Source organism: Thermostichus sp. MS-CIW-23, assembly GCF_054059455.1.
The window spans coordinates 23,313-39,816 of record NZ_JBSSCC010000020.1; the positions used below are offsets into that span (position 1 = coordinate 23,313).

At 58.3% G+C, this 16,504-nt stretch carries 23 protein-coding genes; 7 read left to right on the forward strand and 16 right to left on the reverse strand.

Annotated elements, in window-relative coordinates; genetic code table 11:
• Positions 1-81: 81 nt before the first annotated feature.
• From ndhN to ACVW0B_RS08640, 7 genes are all read left to right on the forward strand, one after another.
• On the forward strand, positions 82-525 hold the full coding sequence (gene ndhN, locus ACVW0B_RS08610) for an NAD(P)H-quinone oxidoreductase subunit N (protein ID WP_414344253.1): 444 nt from the start codon (positions 82-84) through the stop codon (positions 523-525).
• An 88-nt stretch (positions 526-613) separates the two neighbouring features.
• On the forward strand, positions 614-1,654 hold the full coding sequence (locus tag ACVW0B_RS08615) for a Light dependent period protein LdpA domain-containing protein (RefSeq protein WP_414413168.1): 1,041 nt from the start codon (positions 614-616) through the stop codon (positions 1,652-1,654).
• Positions 1,655-1,708: 54 nt separating this feature from the next.
• The gene (locus tag ACVW0B_RS08620; protein WP_457491474.1) at positions 1,709-3,595 is read left to right on the forward strand and encodes a R3H domain-containing nucleic acid-binding protein; all 1,887 of its coding nucleotides are present in this window, start codon (positions 1,709-1,711) and stop codon (positions 3,593-3,595) included.
• Between the two features lie 238 nt (positions 3,596-3,833).
• Complete coding sequence (locus ACVW0B_RS08625) at positions 3,834-4,403, forward strand: Uma2 family endonuclease (RefSeq protein WP_011434179.1); 570 nt, start codon at positions 3,834-3,836, stop codon at positions 4,401-4,403.
• A 240-nt stretch (positions 4,404-4,643) separates the two neighbouring features.
• Complete coding sequence (locus ACVW0B_RS08630) at positions 4,644-5,096, forward strand: QcrA and Rieske domain-containing protein (protein ID WP_414330183.1); 453 nt, start codon at positions 4,644-4,646, stop codon at positions 5,094-5,096.
• A 93-nt stretch (positions 5,097-5,189) separates the two neighbouring features.
• Positions 5,190-6,338: a glycosyltransferase gene (locus ACVW0B_RS08635; RefSeq protein WP_414330180.1), complete on the forward strand. Its 1,149-nt coding sequence runs from the start codon at positions 5,190-5,192 to the stop codon at positions 6,336-6,338.
• Between the two features lie 108 nt (positions 6,339-6,446).
• Positions 6,447-7,304, forward strand: a complete 858-nt coding sequence (locus ACVW0B_RS08640; RefSeq protein ID WP_238376801.1) for a PRC-barrel domain-containing protein — start codon at positions 6,447-6,449, stop codon at positions 7,302-7,304.
• 143 nt (positions 7,305-7,447) lie between these two features.
• Here the strand turns inward: ACVW0B_RS08640 and ACVW0B_RS08645 are convergent, their stop codons facing one another.
• The 16 genes from ACVW0B_RS08645 to rplP form a co-directional block, all read right to left on the reverse strand.
• A complete protein-coding gene (locus ACVW0B_RS08645) occupies positions 7,448-8,428 on the reverse strand; it encodes an alpha/beta fold hydrolase (RefSeq protein WP_457491463.1) in 981 nt (326 codons plus the stop codon).
• Positions 8,429-8,451: 23 nt separating this feature from the next.
• Positions 8,452-8,676: a translation initiation factor IF-1 gene (gene infA / locus ACVW0B_RS08650; RefSeq protein ID WP_011434173.1), complete on the reverse strand. Its 225-nt coding sequence runs from the start codon at positions 8,674-8,676 to the stop codon at positions 8,452-8,454.
• 130 nt (positions 8,677-8,806) lie between these two features.
• Complete coding sequence (map, locus tag ACVW0B_RS08655) at positions 8,807-9,580, reverse strand: type I methionyl aminopeptidase (RefSeq protein ID WP_011434172.1); 774 nt, start codon at positions 9,578-9,580, stop codon at positions 8,807-8,809.
• A gap of 38 nt (positions 9,581-9,618) precedes the next feature.
• Positions 9,619-10,200 (reverse strand): adenylate kinase, encoded by a 582-nt coding sequence (locus tag ACVW0B_RS08660; RefSeq protein WP_414355939.1) that lies wholly within the window; start codon positions 10,198-10,200, stop codon positions 9,619-9,621.
• The gene (gene secY, locus ACVW0B_RS08665; protein WP_457491464.1) at positions 10,200-11,498 is read right to left on the reverse strand and encodes a preprotein translocase subunit SecY; all 1,299 of its coding nucleotides are present in this window, start codon (positions 11,496-11,498) and stop codon (positions 10,200-10,202) included. Before secY ends, ACVW0B_RS08660 begins: the two co-directional genes overlap by 1 nt.
• Before the next feature lie 153 nt (positions 11,499-11,651).
• The gene (gene rplO, locus ACVW0B_RS08670) at positions 11,652-12,104 is read right to left on the reverse strand and encodes a 50S ribosomal protein L15 (protein WP_414399802.1); all 453 of its coding nucleotides are present in this window, start codon (positions 12,102-12,104) and stop codon (positions 11,652-11,654) included.
• A gap of 37 nt (positions 12,105-12,141) precedes the next feature.
• Complete coding sequence (gene rpsE, locus ACVW0B_RS08675; protein ID WP_011434168.1) at positions 12,142-12,678, reverse strand: 30S ribosomal protein S5; 537 nt, start codon at positions 12,676-12,678, stop codon at positions 12,142-12,144.
• Positions 12,679-12,696: 18 nt separating this feature from the next.
• Positions 12,697-13,065 carry a 50S ribosomal protein L18 gene (gene rplR / locus ACVW0B_RS08680; RefSeq protein ID WP_011434167.1) on the reverse strand — a complete coding sequence of 123 codons (369 nt, stop codon included), beginning with the start codon at positions 13,063-13,065 and terminating at the stop codon, positions 12,697-12,699.
• A 31-nt stretch (positions 13,066-13,096) separates the two neighbouring features.
• Positions 13,097-13,642, reverse strand: a complete 546-nt coding sequence (gene rplF / locus ACVW0B_RS08685) for a 50S ribosomal protein L6 (RefSeq protein WP_011434166.1) — start codon at positions 13,640-13,642, stop codon at positions 13,097-13,099.
• A gap of 33 nt (positions 13,643-13,675) precedes the next feature.
• The gene (gene rpsH, locus ACVW0B_RS08690; RefSeq protein WP_011434165.1) at positions 13,676-14,086 is read right to left on the reverse strand and encodes a 30S ribosomal protein S8; all 411 of its coding nucleotides are present in this window, start codon (positions 14,084-14,086) and stop codon (positions 13,676-13,678) included.
• Positions 14,087-14,145: 59 nt separating this feature from the next.
• Complete coding sequence (rplE, locus tag ACVW0B_RS08695; protein ID WP_414328930.1) at positions 14,146-14,688, reverse strand: 50S ribosomal protein L5; 543 nt, start codon at positions 14,686-14,688, stop codon at positions 14,146-14,148.
• A gap of 66 nt (positions 14,689-14,754) precedes the next feature.
• Positions 14,755-15,153: a 50S ribosomal protein L24 gene (gene rplX / locus ACVW0B_RS08700; protein ID WP_011434163.1), complete on the reverse strand. Its 399-nt coding sequence runs from the start codon at positions 15,151-15,153 to the stop codon at positions 14,755-14,757.
• Positions 15,153-15,521 carry a 50S ribosomal protein L14 gene (gene rplN / locus ACVW0B_RS08705; protein ID WP_011434162.1) on the reverse strand — a complete coding sequence of 123 codons (369 nt, stop codon included), beginning with the start codon at positions 15,519-15,521 and terminating at the stop codon, positions 15,153-15,155. Before rplN ends, rplX begins: the two co-directional genes overlap by 1 nt.
• A complete protein-coding gene (gene rpsQ / locus ACVW0B_RS08710) occupies positions 15,518-15,769 on the reverse strand; it encodes a 30S ribosomal protein S17 (RefSeq protein WP_011434161.1) in 252 nt (83 codons plus the stop codon). Before rpsQ ends, rplN begins: the two co-directional genes overlap by 4 nt.
• Positions 15,769-15,990: a 50S ribosomal protein L29 gene (gene rpmC, locus ACVW0B_RS08715; RefSeq protein WP_457491465.1), complete on the reverse strand. Its 222-nt coding sequence runs from the start codon at positions 15,988-15,990 to the stop codon at positions 15,769-15,771. Before rpmC ends, rpsQ begins: the two co-directional genes overlap by 1 nt.
• Before the next feature lie 13 nt (positions 15,991-16,003).
• Complete coding sequence (gene rplP / locus ACVW0B_RS08720) at positions 16,004-16,471, reverse strand: 50S ribosomal protein L16 (protein ID WP_011434159.1); 468 nt, start codon at positions 16,469-16,471, stop codon at positions 16,004-16,006.
• Positions 16,472-16,504: the final 33 nt, after the last annotated feature.

Below are 16,504 nucleotides of genomic sequence, written 5' to 3' on the forward strand. Positions count from 1 at the left end.
CCCAGCTTCAGGCGCCATCCCGTTACAATGAGCGCAGGTGGGCTGCTTGTCCAACCCTAGACGAGTCATGGAGTTCTTCCTATGCTGCTGGTCGGCTCAGGTGCAAAGTTTGTGCAGCAACTGGAGCAATCTGGGGCTTTGGCCATCTTTGTAACCCCAGAGGGGGGGTCCGAAGGGCACTACCTGCGGCGGCTGCGCGGAGCTGGGTATGAGGTGGTCACCCTCTCCAGTAAGGGAATCGGGGATCTGGCCAGCTATTTGACGCGCATTCATGGGGTACGGCCTGCCACGCTGGGCAAATCGGAGCGGCGCACCTATTTTTTCCCGGCGTTGATCGAGCAGTATCGGGCCACCTTGCCCCCAAAAGCTAAGGGGTTGGTGTTCTGGTTTTACGAAGGGCATGTGTTCAGCCAACAGGAACTCTCCTACCTGGTGAAGCTGAGTCGGGAAGACAAGGGAGTGAAGTTTGTGGTGGAACTGGGCCGAGAACGGTCAATTCGTTGGCAACCTCTGCAGAGCGCCTGAACCTCTCTTCAGGATCCTGGAAATTTCTTTGCTACCATCTCAAATAGATGGCCTGCGGCTCAGATCCCCATCCTGCTAGCGGCTTCTTGTGCCTGTGACCTTGCCAACCGCCTCGCTGCAACAGGGTACCTGGTTTAAGTTGATCTGCGGTGCAAGTTTCCACCACTTGCCCTCGGTTCGGGAGCTGGCTTTCCTTTACACGCTGGCCGGGGCAGATTGCATTGATGTCGCTGCCGATCCGGCCATAGTGCGGGCCGCTCAACAAGGGATCCAACGGGCACAAGCCGAAGATCCCCAGGCGGGATCCCCTTGGTTGATGGTCAGCGTCAATGACGGTGAAGACGTGCATTTCCGCAAGGCGGTGCTGACGGCTCCTGTTTGTCCTGCCGACTGTCCTCAGCCTTGTCTGGCAGTTTGTCCCCCTCATGCTTTGACCCAGGCAGCCCTTCCTGCTCAAGTCCACATCCAGACAGAGCTGTGCTACGGCTGTGGGCGCTGTGAGCCGGTTTGCCCCCACCGGCGCATTGCCACCTTCGGCTACCAAGTGGCTCTGTCAGAAGTCTTGCCGCCTTTGGTCGAGCTGGGCATTCAAGCGGTGGAGATTCACACCTGCATCGGTCGCCAGAGGCCATTCGAGGAATTGTGGGGATCCCTGAAGCCCTGGCTACCTCAGCTCCAGGCCATCTCGATTAGCTTTAACGATGGTCCGGGCCTAGAGGCTTATTTGAGGGATCTGCTGGCCCTCATGGATCCCTTGCCGGAGGTGTTGATCTGGCAGGTGGATGGCCGGCCTATGAGTGGGGATATTGGAGCTGGCACCGGCAAAGCTGCCCTAAAGTTGGCCGAGAAGGTACTGAATATGGGTCTGCCAGGCTATGTGCAATTGGCAGGAGGAACCAACGCCCAAACGGTGCCGCTGTTGGATCCCCGGTGGCCGGTGGCGGGGGTAGCCTTCGGCAGCTACGCGCGACAGTTGGTGTCAGCCTATCTGGAAGGGCCAGCCCACAGCTCATCGGAGTCAGGATGGAATCCCGGATTGGCGGCAGGGATCCCGTTGGCCAAGCAGTTGGTGCAGCAAGTAAAGCGGCGATCCGTTGCTTTTAGGCAAACCTGTTTTTCCTGCGTTTAACGACGTTGCTCAGCCATGAGTTTCCCCGTACAGCCCTCAACCCCAAGTCCGTCGATGGATCCGGAAAGTGCTCCGCACCGCTTACGTGAACGTACCGGCTTTCCCGGCCAGGTTCAATACAGCGACGACCTGAGTAAGCTTTTGGATATCCTGCCTGCTCCGATTCGTGAGCGCCTAGAACAGCATCCCCACTTGGATCGGTTGGTGGAGGTGGTGCTGGATTTGGGTCGCCGCCCCGAAGCCCGCTTCCCCGGCTTTGCCGATTACCTCTCCGAGGACGTGATCACCCGGGCCGACTTGGATCAGGTGATCAGCCGGGTTGGAGAGTTCAGCAGTGACAACCGCGCAGGCATTGCCTCTACCCTGCACCGGATCAGTGCCATCCGCAACCGCCAAGGCACAATCATTGGTCTCACCTGCCGGGTGGGTCGCTGCGTTATCGGCGTGATCAGCATGATCCGCGACCTGGTGGAACAGGGGCGCTCTATGCTGTTGCTGGGCCGACCGGGGGTGGGTAAAACCACGGCCTTGCGGGAGATTGCCCGTGTGCTGGCCGATGAGCTGGGCAAACGAGTGGTCATTATCGACACTTCCAACGAGATCGCCGGCGATGGCGATGTGCCCCACCCGGGCATTGGTCGGGCCAGACGGATGCAGGTGGCCAGCCCAGAGCTGCAGCACAAGGTGATGATTGAGGCGGTGGAGAACCACATGCCCGAAGTGGTGGTCATCGACGAGATCGGCACCGAACTGGAAGCCTTGGCCTCTCGTACCATTGCCGAACGGGGGGTACAACTGGTGGCCACCGCCCATGGCAACCGCATCGACAACCTGATCAAAAATCCCACCCTCTCAGACTTGGTGGGCGGGATCCAATCCGTCACCCTGGGAGATGAAGAGGCGCGGCGGCGCGGCTCTCAGAAGAGTGTGTTGGAGCGCAAAGCCCCCCCCACGTTTGAGATTGCCATAGAGATGCTGGAGCGATCCCGCTGGGTCATCCACGAAGATGTGGCCGCCACTGTGGATCGCCTCTTGCGCAACCGCGAGCCGCTGACCCAAACCCGCAGTTTAGACGAACACGGCCAGGTGGTGATAGTGCGGAGCACCGCTGGCGCAAACGGGCGCCCGGCTCTATCTGGCCCCCAATGGCCCCCTGCCGGCAGCACAATCTCCGCAGCACGGGAGCGGGGAGGATGGCAACGCTCTGGACGGATGGAAGCTCTGCCTTCAGAGCCGCTTGAAAGTCGCTCGCAGCAGCAAGGAGCATCGGGTTTGCTCCTGGAGAGGCGAGAGGACTCCGTCCCGCTAACGCCGGCGGGATCCCGTCCTGCCGCTCAGGTGGTGGCCGAATCCAGAGTAGAATCCGGCTCTGACGAAGAAGAAGATTTGGACTGGGAGGGATCCGCCCTAGCCCCGACAGGACGGCAGCAGAATCCGGATGGGCCGCTGATGATCTACCCCTACGGAGTGAGCCGCTTCTACCTGGAGCAGGTGATCCAAACCCTGAAACTGTCGGCGGATGTCACCAAAGATCTAGACGAGGCAGACATTGTCTTGGCCTTGCGATCCCAAGTGCGTAGCCGTTCCAAGATCCAGCAGATGGCCCACTCCCGCCAGATCCCGATTCACACCGTCAAGGCCAATACTCTGATTGCCCTGGCTCGCGCCCTGCGCCATATTCTCAACATTGAAAGCGAAGAGGGATCCGATTCCGACCTGGAGCTGTTCATTCGCGCCAGCTCAGGCGATGAAACCGAAGCTCTGGAAGAAGCCCGCCTGGCGGTGGAGCAAATTGTCATTCCCAAGTCTCAGCCGGTGGAACTTTTGCCCCGTTCGCCTCTGATCCGCAAGCTCCAACACCAGTTGGTGGAACATTATCACCTGCGGGCTCAAAGCTTTGGGGAAGAGCCCAACCGCCGCTTGCGCATTTATCCCAACTAGCCCCACACAATACTTCAACCCAATCATTCAGCTCCATGGACGCTGTATCCATTGAGGCATGGTGGCCACAGAAAAGGGACTCTGTCCCGCTTAGGTGAACGGGATCCTGGGCTAAGATTTGGCTACGCCAAGTGCGGTTCCCGCTGTTGCGACAGCGTTGCAGTTGTCGGCCCAGTGTCGTAGGTACAGCAGCAGGGTGCCCTGGGCATAGCACCATTTATTGCTATAGGGATAGCTAATGACTGCTACAGAAGTACGCTGGACCACTCGGGATATCGAGGCTCTTCCAGAGAATGAATGGATCCGCTACGAGATCATCGACGGAGAACTGCTGGTGACTCGCTCTCCTCATCACAAACATCAGCACATTATCGGGTGTTTGTTCTCCGCACTGCATCGGTGGTCGCTAGAAACAGGATTGGGAGAACCCTCAATCATGCCAGGGATCCTCTTTTCCGAATTTGATAATGTGTCTCCCGATGTTGTTTGGGTTAGTTATGAGCGGCTATCACAGATTCAAGATGAAGCAGGACATTTTCGGGGTGCCCCTGAGCTGGTGGTTGAAGTCCTATCACCTGGAAAAGTTCATGAGGATCGAGACCGCTTGGCAAAACGGAAACTCTACTCTGTGTATGGGGTGCAAGAGTACTGGATCGTCGATCGGCTGGCTCAGAGAGTAGAGGTGTATCGCAGACAACAGGCCCAGTTGGTCTTGGTAGAAACGCTGTTGGCTCAGGATGCGTTGTCTTCTCCCCTGTTGCCCGGCTTTGTCTGCACGGTTGCTGAGCTGTTTACCTCCCGACCCTAGGCTCCAGGCGTACAACAGCCGAAAGGGATCCCATCCCATCCCATCGGCCAAATCAATGAAGCAACCAAGATGCCTGCTGCTGCGTACTCTAGCCGGAAAAAGTGCGGCTTGGCCCTGGCCGAAACTGTTCCGGTGTAACAAAGTGTTAAGGGCAGCATTTGTACGGGGATCCCTTCTGAAGGGGCCGGTCTTTTGCTGGCTCATGACCTACATTTCGCACACCTCCAAGGACACATAGCCATGTACAACAATCGTCGTGGTTTTCTTCGCTGGCTGGCTCTCGGTTTTGGCTCGTTGGTGGGTTGGTTACCTGGGTTTACCCGGCGCCGTTTTGCCCTGGCCCAGGGAACTGCTTCTGGCTCTAAGGCTTCTGAGCCGGAGTTTGTGAAAGTTGCCACTCTGGCCGATCTCAAAGATGGCCCCTTCAAGGTGGAAAACGCCTTTGGGAAAAACACCGCCACCCTCTGGCTGGTCGGGGATCCGCAAAAAGAAGATTCTCTGCTGGCTTTGGATGCCGCCTGTCCCCATGCGGGGTGTGATGTGAACTGGCGGGGGGAGAACTTTGTCTGCCCCTGTCATGGCTCGGCTTTTGCTGCCGATGGCAGCCGTACCCGTGGCCCGGCCAAGGCAGACCTGGCCATCTACAAGGTCAAGGTGGAGAAGGGAGAAATTTTTGTAGCCAAAGCCTCATAAAGTTCTGGGCAGGCTGTGGGCTTTGAGGCCAGGCAAAAGGAGTCGGGTATCCGGATTGAGAAGACAATGGGCTGAGCTACCGAGGCTCTCCCTATGGCTCGTCCCTACCGCTATCTGTTCCTCTCCACCCCTGTTGGACCTCTGGGATCCGGGGCCGGTGGTGGGGTGGAGCTCAATCTTGCCAACCTGACGCGTGTCTTACTCCAGATGGGATCCCAAGTGCGGGTGTTGGCCCCTGTGGGATCCCGAATGGCGGAGTTGCCGGAGGAGGTGATCGAGCCGGTGGCGGGCCTTCCCCCGGCCTATGCGCAAACCCAGCGCCGCGATCAGCCGGTTCTGATCCACACCCCCTCTCTGCTGGCCAACCTGTGGCAGCGGGCTGCCCACCTGCAAGATCAGTTCGATCTAATCGTGAACTGGAGCTACGATTGGCTCTCGTTTTATTTGACGGATTTTTTCCGCACCCCGGTGGCCCATATTGTTAGCATGGGATCCCTCAGCGATGCCGTCGATCAGGCTCTAGAGCACATTGCCCATCGCTACCCTGGTCGGCTGGCGGTGCATTCGCGGGCGCAAGCCCAGACCTTTGCCTTTGCCCGAGCCGAGATGGCGGCAGGTCGGGATCCCTTTGTCTATCTGCCCTGCGGGGTGGATCTGCGCCTCTACGACTTTGTGCCCCAGGGGAATGGATCCCTGTGTTGGATTGGCCGCATTGCCCCGGAGAAGGGCCTGGAAGACTGTGCTGCCCTAGCCGAGAAGACGGGAAGGCCGGTGGTGATCCTAGGCCACCTGCAAGAGCCAGGCTACTGGCAGCAGATCCAAGAGCAGTACCCGCATGCCCAATTGGATTACCGAGGGTTTTTGCCCACCCCGCAAATGCAGCGGATCTTGGGGCAATGCTCAGCCTTGATCATGACCCCCAAGTGGGTGGAGGCCTTTGGCTTGGTGGCGGTGGAAGCTTTGGCCTGTGGCGTGCCGGTGATTACCTACCGCCGGGGTGGGCCCGCGGAAATTGTCAGCGATGGAGAAACCGGCTGGATCGTCGAGCCGGACAACGTGGCAGCTTTGGCAGAGGCTGTAGAGCGCCTAGATCACATCGACAGGAGCCGCTGTCGGCAACGGGCAGAAGAGCACTATTCCCTGGGCGCGATGGCAGAGCAGTTTCTGGCCTGGAGCAGGCAGATTGGCCGGGATCCCACCTGGGCAGCCCGCGAGGGAGGAGACAGGCAGTGGTACTATTAACTTACTTAATTCTGGCGAACTGTGTCAGACACGCAGCCCAACAACGGGAACGTTTTGACTTACGACGGGGAAACCATCATGACGACTGGGAAAGGATCTGTTGCGCTGGTGCGATCAGAGGTTCGTCGGCGGTCACAGGTTCTGGGAACGCAGGTGATCAGCCAGGGCAACGCAGCCCGGCTTGGGGTAGTCAGCGAAGTTTGGGCGGATCTGGAAGCCAAGCAGGTTCTGGTGCTGGGGGTGCTGGAAAAAGCCCTTGCCGGATCCCCCCGTTTGATGGAGCTGCGGCAGGTAACAGCTTTGGGTCAGGATGCAGTTCTTGTCCCCAGCGAAGAAGTTTTCGATAACTTGGATTTGGAGGGCCTGAGTCGCGTGGTTGGCAGCGAGGTGGTAACCGAAGAAGGGATCCGCCTCGGCAAAGTTAAGGATTTTGAGTTCAACTCCGTCTCCGGCATCATCACGGGTTTGGTGCTCTCCAACCTCGGCCTCACCTTTTTACCTGGCTTTATCCTCAGCACCTATCTGCTCTCCACCGATGAGATTGTCTCTGTGGGCGGGGATCGCCTTATTGTTGCCGATGGCGCTGAGACCCGCCTAACCCAACTGGCCAAGGGGATTTTGGAAACCCTGGGAATCGGCAAGCCCCCTTGGGAAGCCGGAGTGAGCCCTGCTCCTGCCCTGCCCAGTGCTGTCGAGAGTTCCGCCGTCGAGGAAGATTACGAAGAAGAATACGACGAGGAATACGAGGCCGAAGAAGAAGACGTTTACGCAGAAGAAGAGCCTGAACCTGAGCCGCAGCCTGTGCGTCCTCGTCCACCTGAGCCCGCACCCGCCCCCGAACAACCGGCTTGGGAACAGGAGTATGCCAAAGAAGAGGCCCCTCCTTCTGAGCCTGCCCCTCCTCCTTCCAGCTCCACTCCTGTGGATGGTGATCCCTGGGAAGATAAGGCCGGGGAGCCCACTTGAGTTGCCGGACTCGTACCAACTCCCCTCTGCGCTCGGGATGGTCACGTCAACCGAGAGCACGGCCCTTACCCCTGGCGCTAGGGCTGCTTCTTGCGTCAATCTCCCACTTTTTTCTGCCAAGGGGCAAAGGGATCCCCTGTCCGTCATCCCGGTAGAGCAGGATCGGCTTCGGCCAAGAAGCGCAAAGCCACCGACAAAAAGGTCTGCGGCGCTTCAATGTGCGGAAAAGCAGCCCCTGGCAACCGGTATATCGGCACCTCCGGGCGCAAAGCGCGATACCGCTCTGCCTGTTCTGGGTCGGTGAGACGATTTTGTTCTCCCCAGACCAGAGCCATGGGCTTGGCCACCACGCGAAAGTCGTCTTGGATGGGCAAATTGAGCCTGCCGGTGAGAAAAGAACGGGGGGCAAATTGAGCCCCCGCCTGGTGGGCTGCCTGGTAATAGTAGTCCACCACCCCATCATCCAGGGCATAACCGGGGGAGAACAAGCTCTGCTCTGTAAACAAGCGTACACTCCAGGGGGCGGTGATGCCGTTGTAGAAGGCCAACCCCAAAACGGGCAGGCTGAGAAATCCATAGGCAATCTGGGCCAAAGGGATCCCGAGCGCATCGGGGATAAGGCTGTTGTCTCCCAGAGGGGCGATGAGCAGCAGCTTCTGCCAATGGTGGGGTTGTAGACGGGCCGAGCGCAGCGCAAACCCTGCCGAGAGAGAATTGGCAATGACGTGACAGGGTCGCCCGATCACCTCCTGGACAAAATCCCCGATCATCTCGGCATAGAGGCTGCCGGTGTACTTCAAATCTGGACGTTCTGAGTTGCCCCACCCCAACAAATCCAGAGCATAGACTTGATGGTGCTGCCCCAGCTCCGCCATAATGGCACGAAACTCATAGCTGGAGGAGCCTGCCCCAATGCCGTGCAACAACAACAACGGCTGGCCGGATCCCATGACCTTGTAAAACAGGCGATGACCCCGCCAGAAGTGGTGCCTTTCCTCTCCCGGCAACAGGCTCTGCAGAGGCTGAGTTTGGGAAGAGATCCAAGCGTTGAAAACGGCTAGAGCACCCAAGCCGCCGACTGTAGCCCAGAGGCTGGTCTTGAGAACTTGGCTCAGCTCCTTCATGCTCAGCAGCCCGGCTGGGGAACCTACTTTTTCTTAAGGCGGTAGGTGATGCGCCCTTTGTTGAGGTCATAGGGGCTCAGCTCCACCTTAACCCGGTCGCCGGGCAAGATCTTGATGTAGTTGCGGCGAATTTTGCCGGAGATATGAGCGAGCACGTTGAAGCCGTTGTCCAGATCCACTCGGAACATGGCGTTGGGCAGGGATTCCGTAACAACCCCCTCCATTTCAATGGCATCTTCCTTAGACAATGAGCCCTCCCAAAAACGACATAACAAACAACAGAACAATCCACAGCCGCGACGACACGCGCTGTTAAGAAATGAAAATATACTCCATCTCTTCTATCCTAACCGTTGCAGTCCTTCATCAGGGGATCCCTTAGGACTGAAAAGGCGTGCGATCGGTCAAAATTTCTGCTCCAGACTCGGTGACCAAGACCGTGTGTTCAAACTGAGCTGACCAAGAGCCATCTACTGTGACCACCGTCCATTGGTCTGGCAACACTCGGGTTGCCTCTCCCCCCGCATTCACCATCGGCTCAATGGCCACTGTCATGCCGGAGCGCAGCTTGGGATTGGGCAGATCGCGGGTGCGATAGTTGGGAAACTGCGGCTCCTCGTGCAGGTTGCGCCCCACCCCGTGACCGACATACTGCTTCACCACAGAATAGCCCCGCCCCTCGATGTAATCTTCAATGGCACCCGAGACATCCTGAAGCCAAACGCCGTGGCGCACACAGTCGATGCCCGTCTGCAGGGCTTTGGCCGCAGTATCGATCAGATCCCGAGCTGCGTCGCTCAGGGGTTCCAGGCCGATGGTGATACAGGAATCCGCATGCCAGCCCTCGACGATGGCGCCAAAATCCACCTTAACCACATCTCCCGGCTGCACCACTTTGCGGGGACTGGGGATCCCGTGCACCACCTCATGGTTGACACTGACACAGACGCAGGCGGGAAAGCCGTAGTAGCCCTTGAAACTGGGCAAAGCATTGAGTTGGGCCACCCGTCTCTCAGCATAGGCATCGATATCTGCCGTGGTCCAGCCCGGCTCCAGGCGCTCCGCGATCTCCTGCAATACTTGGGCCACCACCCGACCGGCCCGGCGCATTTTTTCCACTTCGCGGCGAGATTTGATCTCGATGAGCTGCATGCCCCGCCGCTGGGGGGAATTTCCAGCTCCTGCTCTAATCACGCCGTCCTCCTGAAGCCTTCCAGAAGAGCCTGCAGATGTTCCTGTACGGATTCCACCGGCTGGTTGCCGTTGACCCGTTGCAAGCGCCCCTTGGCCTCATAAAAATCGATCAGGGGAGCCGTCTGCTGCCGATAGACCTCCAGCCGCTTGAGAATTACTGACCGATCCGCATCATCGCTGCGCCCCTGTTCCTGGCCACGGGCCAGCAGCCGGGCCACCACCACCTCGTCGGGCACCTCCAAGTTGAGGACGTAGTCGTAATCTTGTCCCAGCTCTTGCAGCAGCTCTTCCAAGGCTTCTGCCTGGGCTAAGGTGCGAGGAAATCCATCCAGGATCCAACCCTGCTCCGGAGACTGCTGCAACTGCCCCTTCACCATCCCGATCAGCACCTCGTCGGGCACCAGCTCTCCCGCATCCATGTAAGCTTTGGCTTGGCATCCCAGCGGTGTCTGAGCCTTGACCTCGGCCCGCAGCAGATCGCCCGTGGAAATTTTGGGCGTGTGGTAGATGGCCGCCAGCCGCTCCGCCTGTGTACCTTTGCCCGCCCCCGGCGGCCCCAGAAAGATCAACCTCGGCACTACTGTTTGACCATCCCTTCGTAGCGTTGTGAGATGACATAAGTCTGGATCTGCTTGGAGGTCTCAATCGCCACCCCCACCAAAATCAGCAGCGAGGTCGCCCCCAAACCTTGGAAAGTGGTGATGCCGGTTGCCCGTTCCACCGTCGTCGGGATGATGGCCACCGCGCACAGGAACAAAGCCCCCAGCAGCGTCAGCCGGTTGAGGATCCCTTCGACATACTCAGCAGTGGCCTTGCCCGGACGTATTCCCGGAATGCTGGCTCCCATCTTCTTCAAGTTCTGAGCCAGATCCACCGGGTTGATGAGCAAAGAGGTGTAGAAGTAGCTGAAAAAGAGGATCAGCACGAAATAAAAAGGAATGTAGAACCAGGAGGTGGGGGATAGGAAGTTGGCCACTTGCACCAAAGTCAGGTTTTGGGTGTACTGGGCCAGGGCCAGAGGCAGGGACATCACCGAGTAGGCAAAGATGATCGGCATCACCCCCCCTTGGTTTAGCCTCAGGGGCAGATAGCTTTTCTGCTCGCGGAACAGCTTGTTGCCCACCTGGCGCTTGGCGTAGACGATAGGGATCTTGCGGCTGCCTTCTTGGACAAAGACAATGCCGACAATGGTGACCAAAAAGATTGCCAGCAACAGCAAGATGCCACCGATGGTGCTGCTATCGGCACGGGCCAGGCTAATAGTCTGTCCGAGGGCACGGGGCAGAGTGGCAACAATGTTGACGAAGATCAAGAGCGAAGGGCCACTTCCCACCCCTTTCTCCGTGATCATCTCTCCCAGCCACATCACAAACAGGGATCCCGCCGCCAGAGCCAGGGTGGTGGAGGCCATGAAGGCCAACTCATTGGTGGTACTGGCAAACTCCCGCACCCAAAAGGAAATGCCAATGCCTTGGATGATGGCCCAAACCAAGGTGACATAGCGGGTGTACTGAGAAATCTGCCGCCGCCCCTGTTCTCCCTCGTTTTTCTGCAGGTTCTCCAAGGCTGGAATGGCCGAGACCAGCAACTGCATGATAATTGAGGCATTGATGAAGGGCAGGATCCCAAGGGCGAAAATTCCCAAAGCAGAAATCCCCCCGCCGGAGAAGACATCCAGCAAGCCAAACACAGGGCTGTTGGCAGCTTCGGCAGCAAAGCGGGCCCGATCGATACCGGGAATGGGGATGTAAATGCCCACTCTGACCAGCAGCAGCAAGCCCAAGGTGAGAAACAGACGGCTGCGCAGGCCAGAGGCCATAGCCATCTGCATAAAAGTCTCCTGGGCAGAAGGGGCGGAGCCTCGTGTGTCAACCATAGGGAAGAGAATCTCGCGGGAGCAAAAGGTAAGGTGAGCTATCTACCACTCTACGCTGCCGGTGGTGCAGTCGGCAAAATCAAAGTAAATCCAGAGAAAGTGCAACTCAGCAACTTCCCACAGAAGCCGGCCAGAGCAGCGGGAAGGGGCGGTCTAGGATCCCAAGATTTCCACCCGACCTCCGGCTGCCTCGATCTTGGCTTTGGCTGAAGCGGTAATAGCCGCCGCCCTGATCGTCAGGGGCACGCTGACTTCCCCATCTCCCAAGATCTTCAGCGGGCCATCGTTGGTGGTGACGATCCCTCGTTCCATTAAGCTTTGCAGGCTGACCTCGCTGCCGGCAGGCAGATCCGCCAAGGCGCGCAGGTTGACCAGGGTGTATTCCAGACGCCGCGTGTAGCGGGGGAAATGCTTAAGCTTGGGCAAACGCCGGTAGAGGGGAGTCTGGCCCCCTTCAAAGCCGGGCCGTGTACTGCCCCCCTTGCGGGCCTTTTGCCCCCGCATCCCCTTGCCACAGGAGGCTCCCTGCCCGGCAGAGACGCCACGACCTAGGCGCCGCCGCCGCCGCGTCGAACCTGCTTGAGGCCGAATGTCTTCCAGTCGCATGGCTACCTCTGGCTCACTTGCTCGATATACCTGTCCATCACTTGCCAAGTAGGCGGCGCACATCGATGTCTCGGTCTTGGGCCACCTGCTTGAAGGTACGCATCCGCCGCAGCGCATCGATGGTGGCACGGGCATTGTTAAGGGGGTTGCTGGATCCCAGTTGCTTGGCCAAGCTGTTGCGTACTCCTGCCAGCTCCAGAACAGTGCGGACTGCCCCCCCTGCGATGACGCCTGTGCCGGGAGCTGCTGGCATGACCAAGACGGTGGCACCGCCGCCTGCTCCCTGCATGGGATGGGGTACGGACAAACCTTTGGTGAGGGGCACCTCAATGAGGTGCTTTTTACCGTCCACAACCCCCTTGCGTACTGCTCCAATCACATCGTTGGCTTTGCCCACGCCAACCCCGACTTGGCCCCGCTCGTTGCCGACCACCACCACAGCGCGGAAGCTCAACTTCTTGCCGCCCTTGACCACCTTGGTGACGCGGCGAATCTGGATGACCCGCTCTTGCCACTCGGTGGGTTGCTCTTCGCGGTTTTTTTTGCTTCTGCGACGTTCCCTCTGCTCAGCCATGTGCTATGTCCTCAGTAGCTAGAACTGTAACCCTGCTTCTCGGGCAGCTTCTGCCAAAGCCTGAACGCGCCCGTGATAGAGCTTGCCCCCCCGATCGAAAACCACGCGGGAAATGCCCATCTGTAAGGCTCGTTCGGCAACTGAGCGGCCCACCAAGGCAGCCGCTTCTTGAGTAGCCGTCCCGGTTTCTTTGAATTTTTCGCGCAGCTCCCTGTCCAAGGTGGAGGCGGAGGCTAAGGTATGCTGGGCTACATCGTCGATCACCTGGGCGTAGATGTGTCGATGGGAGCGAAACACGGCCAGGCGAGGCCGCTCGGCAGTGCCAAAGACCTTGCGGCGAATGCGTCGATGACGACGTTGGGTGGTAATTTTGCGGCTGGTTTTCATAGGACTCCGTCCCGCTTTCGCAATGGGCTATTTACTTCTTCGCTTTCCCGGATTTACCCGCCTTGCGGCGAACTTGTTCCCCTAGATAACGGATCCCTTTCCCCTTGTAGGGCTCCGGAGGCCGGACCGCTCGGATGCGGGCGGCAGTATTGCCCACCAGTTCTTTATCTGTGCCTGAGACAACAATGATGTTGTTTCCCTCAACGGCAATTTGGATGCCGGGGGGAAAGGGGATCTCCACAGGGTGACTGTAGCCAACGTTCAAAACCAACTTGCTGCCTTGGATGGCAGCCCGGTAGCCCACGCCCACCAATTCCAGCCGCCGCTCAAATCCCTTGGACACTCCGTCTACCATGTTGGCGACCAAGGTGCGGCAGAGGCCGTGCAGTTGGCGGGCAGGACGAGAATCGTTGAGACGGCTGACCGTGAGCATCTGAGCGTTTTGCTGGACTGTGATCAAGGGCGGCAAACTGCGGGACAGTTGACCTTTCGGGCCTTTCACTGCAATGTGTTGGCCGTCGATCTGGATCTCCACCTTGGCAGGAAGGGCGATGGGGCGTCTACCGATACGGGACATGGGAAAAACTCCTGACCAGAGAAAACTTAAGGTCTAGTAGACAAGACAGAGGACTTCACCACCAATGCCCTGCTTACGAGCCTCCCGGTCGGTCATGATGCCGTTGGAGGTGGAGATGATGGCGATCCCAATTCCTCCCAGCACTCGGGGCAGCTCTTTGTGGTTGCGGTAAACCCGCAGGCCGGGTCGGCTCACCCGCTTTAAGCCATTGATGATGGGCCTGCAGTTGCGGCCTTTGCCCTTGTACTTCAATCGCAACACCACCCGGGCTTGGATCCCTTCTCCCTCCTCCTTCCATTCGCTGACGAACCCTTCCTCATGAAGAACGCGAGCGATGCTGCGGGTCATGCGGGTGGCCGGAACTGCCACCGACTCGTGCCGAGCCATGGTGGCATTGCGAATGCGGGTGAGCATATCGGCGATCGTGTCGTTGGTGTGGGCCATCGGTGGGTCAGTGCTCCTCGGAAGATCGATGCAGATCAAGAAAAGTCAGGGTGGGCAACCTAGGAGGCAAAGGGCATGCCAAACGCTTTGAGCAGGGCACGGCCCTCTTCGTCGGTTTTAGCAGTGGTCACAATTGAAATATCCATACCTCGCAACTGATCTACAGAGTCATAGTTGATTTCGGGAAAAATCAGTTGTTCGCGGATGCCCAGGGTGTAGTTGCCTCGTCCATCAAAGGCTTTGGGGCTGACGCCGCGGAAGTCACGGATACGGGGCAGAGCAATGTTGATCAGGCGATCCAAAAACGCATACATGCGCTCCCGCCGTAGGGTTACCATCAGGCCAACCGGCATGCCCTTGCGAATCTTGAAGCTGGCAATTGCCTTTTTGGCGCGGGTGATCACCGGACGCTGACCGGTGATGGCGCTGATCTCGGCAATGGAGGATTCCAGAGCCTTGGCATTTTGGGAAGCTTCCCCCAAGCCGCGGTTGATCACGATCTTCTCCAGGCGGGGCACCTGATGGATGTTGGTGTAGCCCAACTCCTTTTGCAGCTTGGGGACAATGACGGTGTTGTAGTGGATTTGCAGACGCTGGGGCATGGTGGCTTCTCCTTGTGGCTCTGGGCTGGGTCAGAGCCAAACCAATGGTGGAAAGGGATCAAAAGCTTAGTCGAGAATCTCACCCGTTTTCTTAAGGACGCGAACCTTGCGACCATCGGCGGTGATTTGATAGCCGATACGGCTGGCCACCTCCTGCTTCTTGGAATAGGCCATCACTTTGCAGACGGGAATGGGAGCTTCCTTGGTCTCAATTCGGCCACTTTCCCCTTCTCGCTGAGGTTTGCGGTGGTAGGTAACAATGTTAACCCCTTCCACCAAAACCATGTTGCGTTCGGGAAAAACGCGCAGCACCTCGCCGATTTTGCCTTTGTCATCGCCGGAGATCACCTGCACGGTATCCCCTTGCTTGATACGCATTTTGTAGCGCAGGCTGTTGCGGTGCTTGCGAATGCCCGGTCGCCGAACTAAGCGCCGAATTTGGCTGGGTTTGAGGGGGCGAACCATCAGAGTACCTCCGGGGCAAGGGAGATGATCTTGGTGAAGTTTTTCTCCCGCAGCTCACGGGCTACAGGGCCGAAAACGCGAGTTCCACGGGGGTTGCCGTCGTTGTTGATGATCACGGCGGCGTTGTCGTCGAAGCGGATGCACATGCCGTCGGGGCGACGTACCGTATCGACGGTGCGGATAACAACGGCCTTGACAACATCGGATTTTTTGACGGGCATGTTGGGCAAGGCATCTTTGACGACGCCGATGATCACGTCGCCCAAGCTGGCGTAGCGACGGCCACTGCTGCCCAGCACGCGAATGCACATCATTTTGCGGGCGCCTGTGTTGTCGGCCACCGTCAGCATGGTTTGCTGCTGAATCATAGTTTCTTCACCTCCCTCAGGATTTCGGCAACTTGCCAACGCTTGGTGCGGCTGAGGGGACGGGTTTCCGTGATGCGCACCAGATCCCCTTCTTGACAGCGGTTTTCCTCGTCGTGGGCCTTAAACTTCTTGGTCTTGACGACGATCTTGCCGTACTTCGGGTGAGCGACCCGATTTTCTACGGCAACAACCACCGTTTTTTGCATCTTGTTGCTGACCACAATGCCAATCTTCTCCCGAACAGCCATTACTCCTCCTTGGTTGGGCGTTTGCCCCGCTTGCGTTCTGCCTCTACAGTTAACAGTTGCGCCAGCTTGTGCTTGCGCAGCCGGATGAGATGGGGCTGGTTCAACTGCCGCGTGGCCTGCTGCAAGCGCAGCTCAAACAGCTCTTTCTTGACGGCGTAGATTTCGTTGCTCAGCTCTTCGTCTGATAAAGCACGGGCATCAGCAATTTTGGGCATGGGCATGGCTGAACTCTCCTCATACACTGCTGGTGGCCACCTCTGAAGCCGTTGCCTGGGCGGGCTCTGGCTTTTCAAAGTCGGCTTTGGTTACAAACTTGACCTTAATGGGCAGCTTCTGGGCGGCAAGGCGCATGGCCTCGCGGGCGATGGGCTCTGCCACTCCCCCCATTTCGAAGAGGATACGGCCCGGCTTGACGACACAAACCCAGTACTCAGGGTTGCCTTTGCCGGATCCCATGCGGGTTTCCGCGGCTCGCTGAGTAACGGGCTTGTCGGGAAAGATGCGAATCCAGATTTGGCCACCCCGCCGAACATAGCGGGTCATGGCTCGACGGCTGGCCTCGATCTGTCGAGCTGTAATCCAGGCGGGTTCTAGGGCCACAAGGCCGTATTCCCCAAAGTTGATGCGGTTGCCACGGGTCGCTTTGCCTTTCATGCGCCCGCGCTGTTGCTTGCGGTACTTGGTGCGTTTGGGGCTTAACATGGCCGTTCCTTAAGTCAACTGCGATAGGGATCC

Excerpts from the sequence above, each read along its gene's own strand:
- rpmC (WP_457491465.1), bottom strand. The coding sequence starts at position 15,990 with ATGCCCATGCCCAAAATTGCTGATGCCCGTGCTTTATCAGACGAAGAG.
- ACVW0B_RS08625 (WP_011434179.1), top strand. The coding sequence starts at position 3,834 with ATGACTGCTACAGAAGTACGCTGGACCACTCGGGATATCGAGGCTCTT.
- rpsH (WP_011434165.1), bottom strand. The coding sequence starts at position 14,086 with ATGGCCCACACCAACGACACGATCGCCGATATGCTCACCCGCATTCGC.
- rplO (WP_414399802.1), bottom strand. The coding sequence starts at position 12,104 with ATGCGACTGGAAGACATTCGGCCTCAAGCAGGTTCGACGCGGCGGCGG.
- rplF (WP_011434166.1), bottom strand. The coding sequence starts at position 13,642 with ATGTCCCGTATCGGTAGACGCCCCATCGCCCTTCCTGCCAAGGTGGAG.
- rplX (WP_011434163.1), bottom strand. The coding sequence starts at position 15,153 with ATGGTTCGCCCCCTCAAACCCAGCCAAATTCGGCGCTTAGTTCGGCGA.
- ACVW0B_RS08635 (WP_414330180.1), top strand. The coding sequence starts at position 5,190 with ATGGCTCGTCCCTACCGCTATCTGTTCCTCTCCACCCCTGTTGGACCT.
- ndhN (WP_414344253.1), top strand. The coding sequence starts at position 82 with ATGCTGCTGGTCGGCTCAGGTGCAAAGTTTGTGCAGCAACTGGAGCAA.
- rplP (WP_011434159.1), bottom strand. The coding sequence starts at position 16,471 with ATGTTAAGCCCCAAACGCACCAAGTACCGCAAGCAACAGCGCGGGCGC.
- ACVW0B_RS08620 (WP_457491474.1), top strand. The coding sequence starts at position 1,709 with ATGGATCCGGAAAGTGCTCCGCACCGCTTACGTGAACGTACCGGCTTT.
- secY (WP_457491464.1), bottom strand. The coding sequence starts at position 11,498 with ATGGTTGACACACGAGGCTCCGCCCCTTCTGCCCAGGAGACTTTTATG.
- rpsE (WP_011434168.1), bottom strand. The coding sequence starts at position 12,678 with ATGGCTGAGCAGAGGGAACGTCGCAGAAGCAAAAAAAACCGCGAAGAG.
- rpsQ (WP_011434161.1), bottom strand. The coding sequence starts at position 15,769 with ATGGCTGTTCGGGAGAAGATTGGCATTGTGGTCAGCAACAAGATGCAA.
- rplR (WP_011434167.1), bottom strand. The coding sequence starts at position 13,065 with ATGAAAACCAGCCGCAAAATTACCACCCAACGTCGTCATCGACGCATT.
- rplE (WP_414328930.1), bottom strand. The coding sequence starts at position 14,688 with ATGCCCCAGCGTCTGCAAATCCACTACAACACCGTCATTGTCCCCAAG.
- map (WP_011434172.1), bottom strand. The coding sequence starts at position 9,580 with ATGCAGCTCATCGAGATCAAATCTCGCCGCGAAGTGGAAAAAATGCGC.
- rplN (WP_011434162.1), bottom strand. The coding sequence starts at position 15,521 with ATGATTCAGCAGCAAACCATGCTGACGGTGGCCGACAACACAGGCGCC.
- ACVW0B_RS08630 (WP_414330183.1), top strand. The coding sequence starts at position 4,644 with ATGTACAACAATCGTCGTGGTTTTCTTCGCTGGCTGGCTCTCGGTTTT.
- ACVW0B_RS08645 (WP_457491463.1), bottom strand. The coding sequence starts at position 8,428 with ATGAAGGAGCTGAGCCAAGTTCTCAAGACCAGCCTCTGGGCTACAGTC.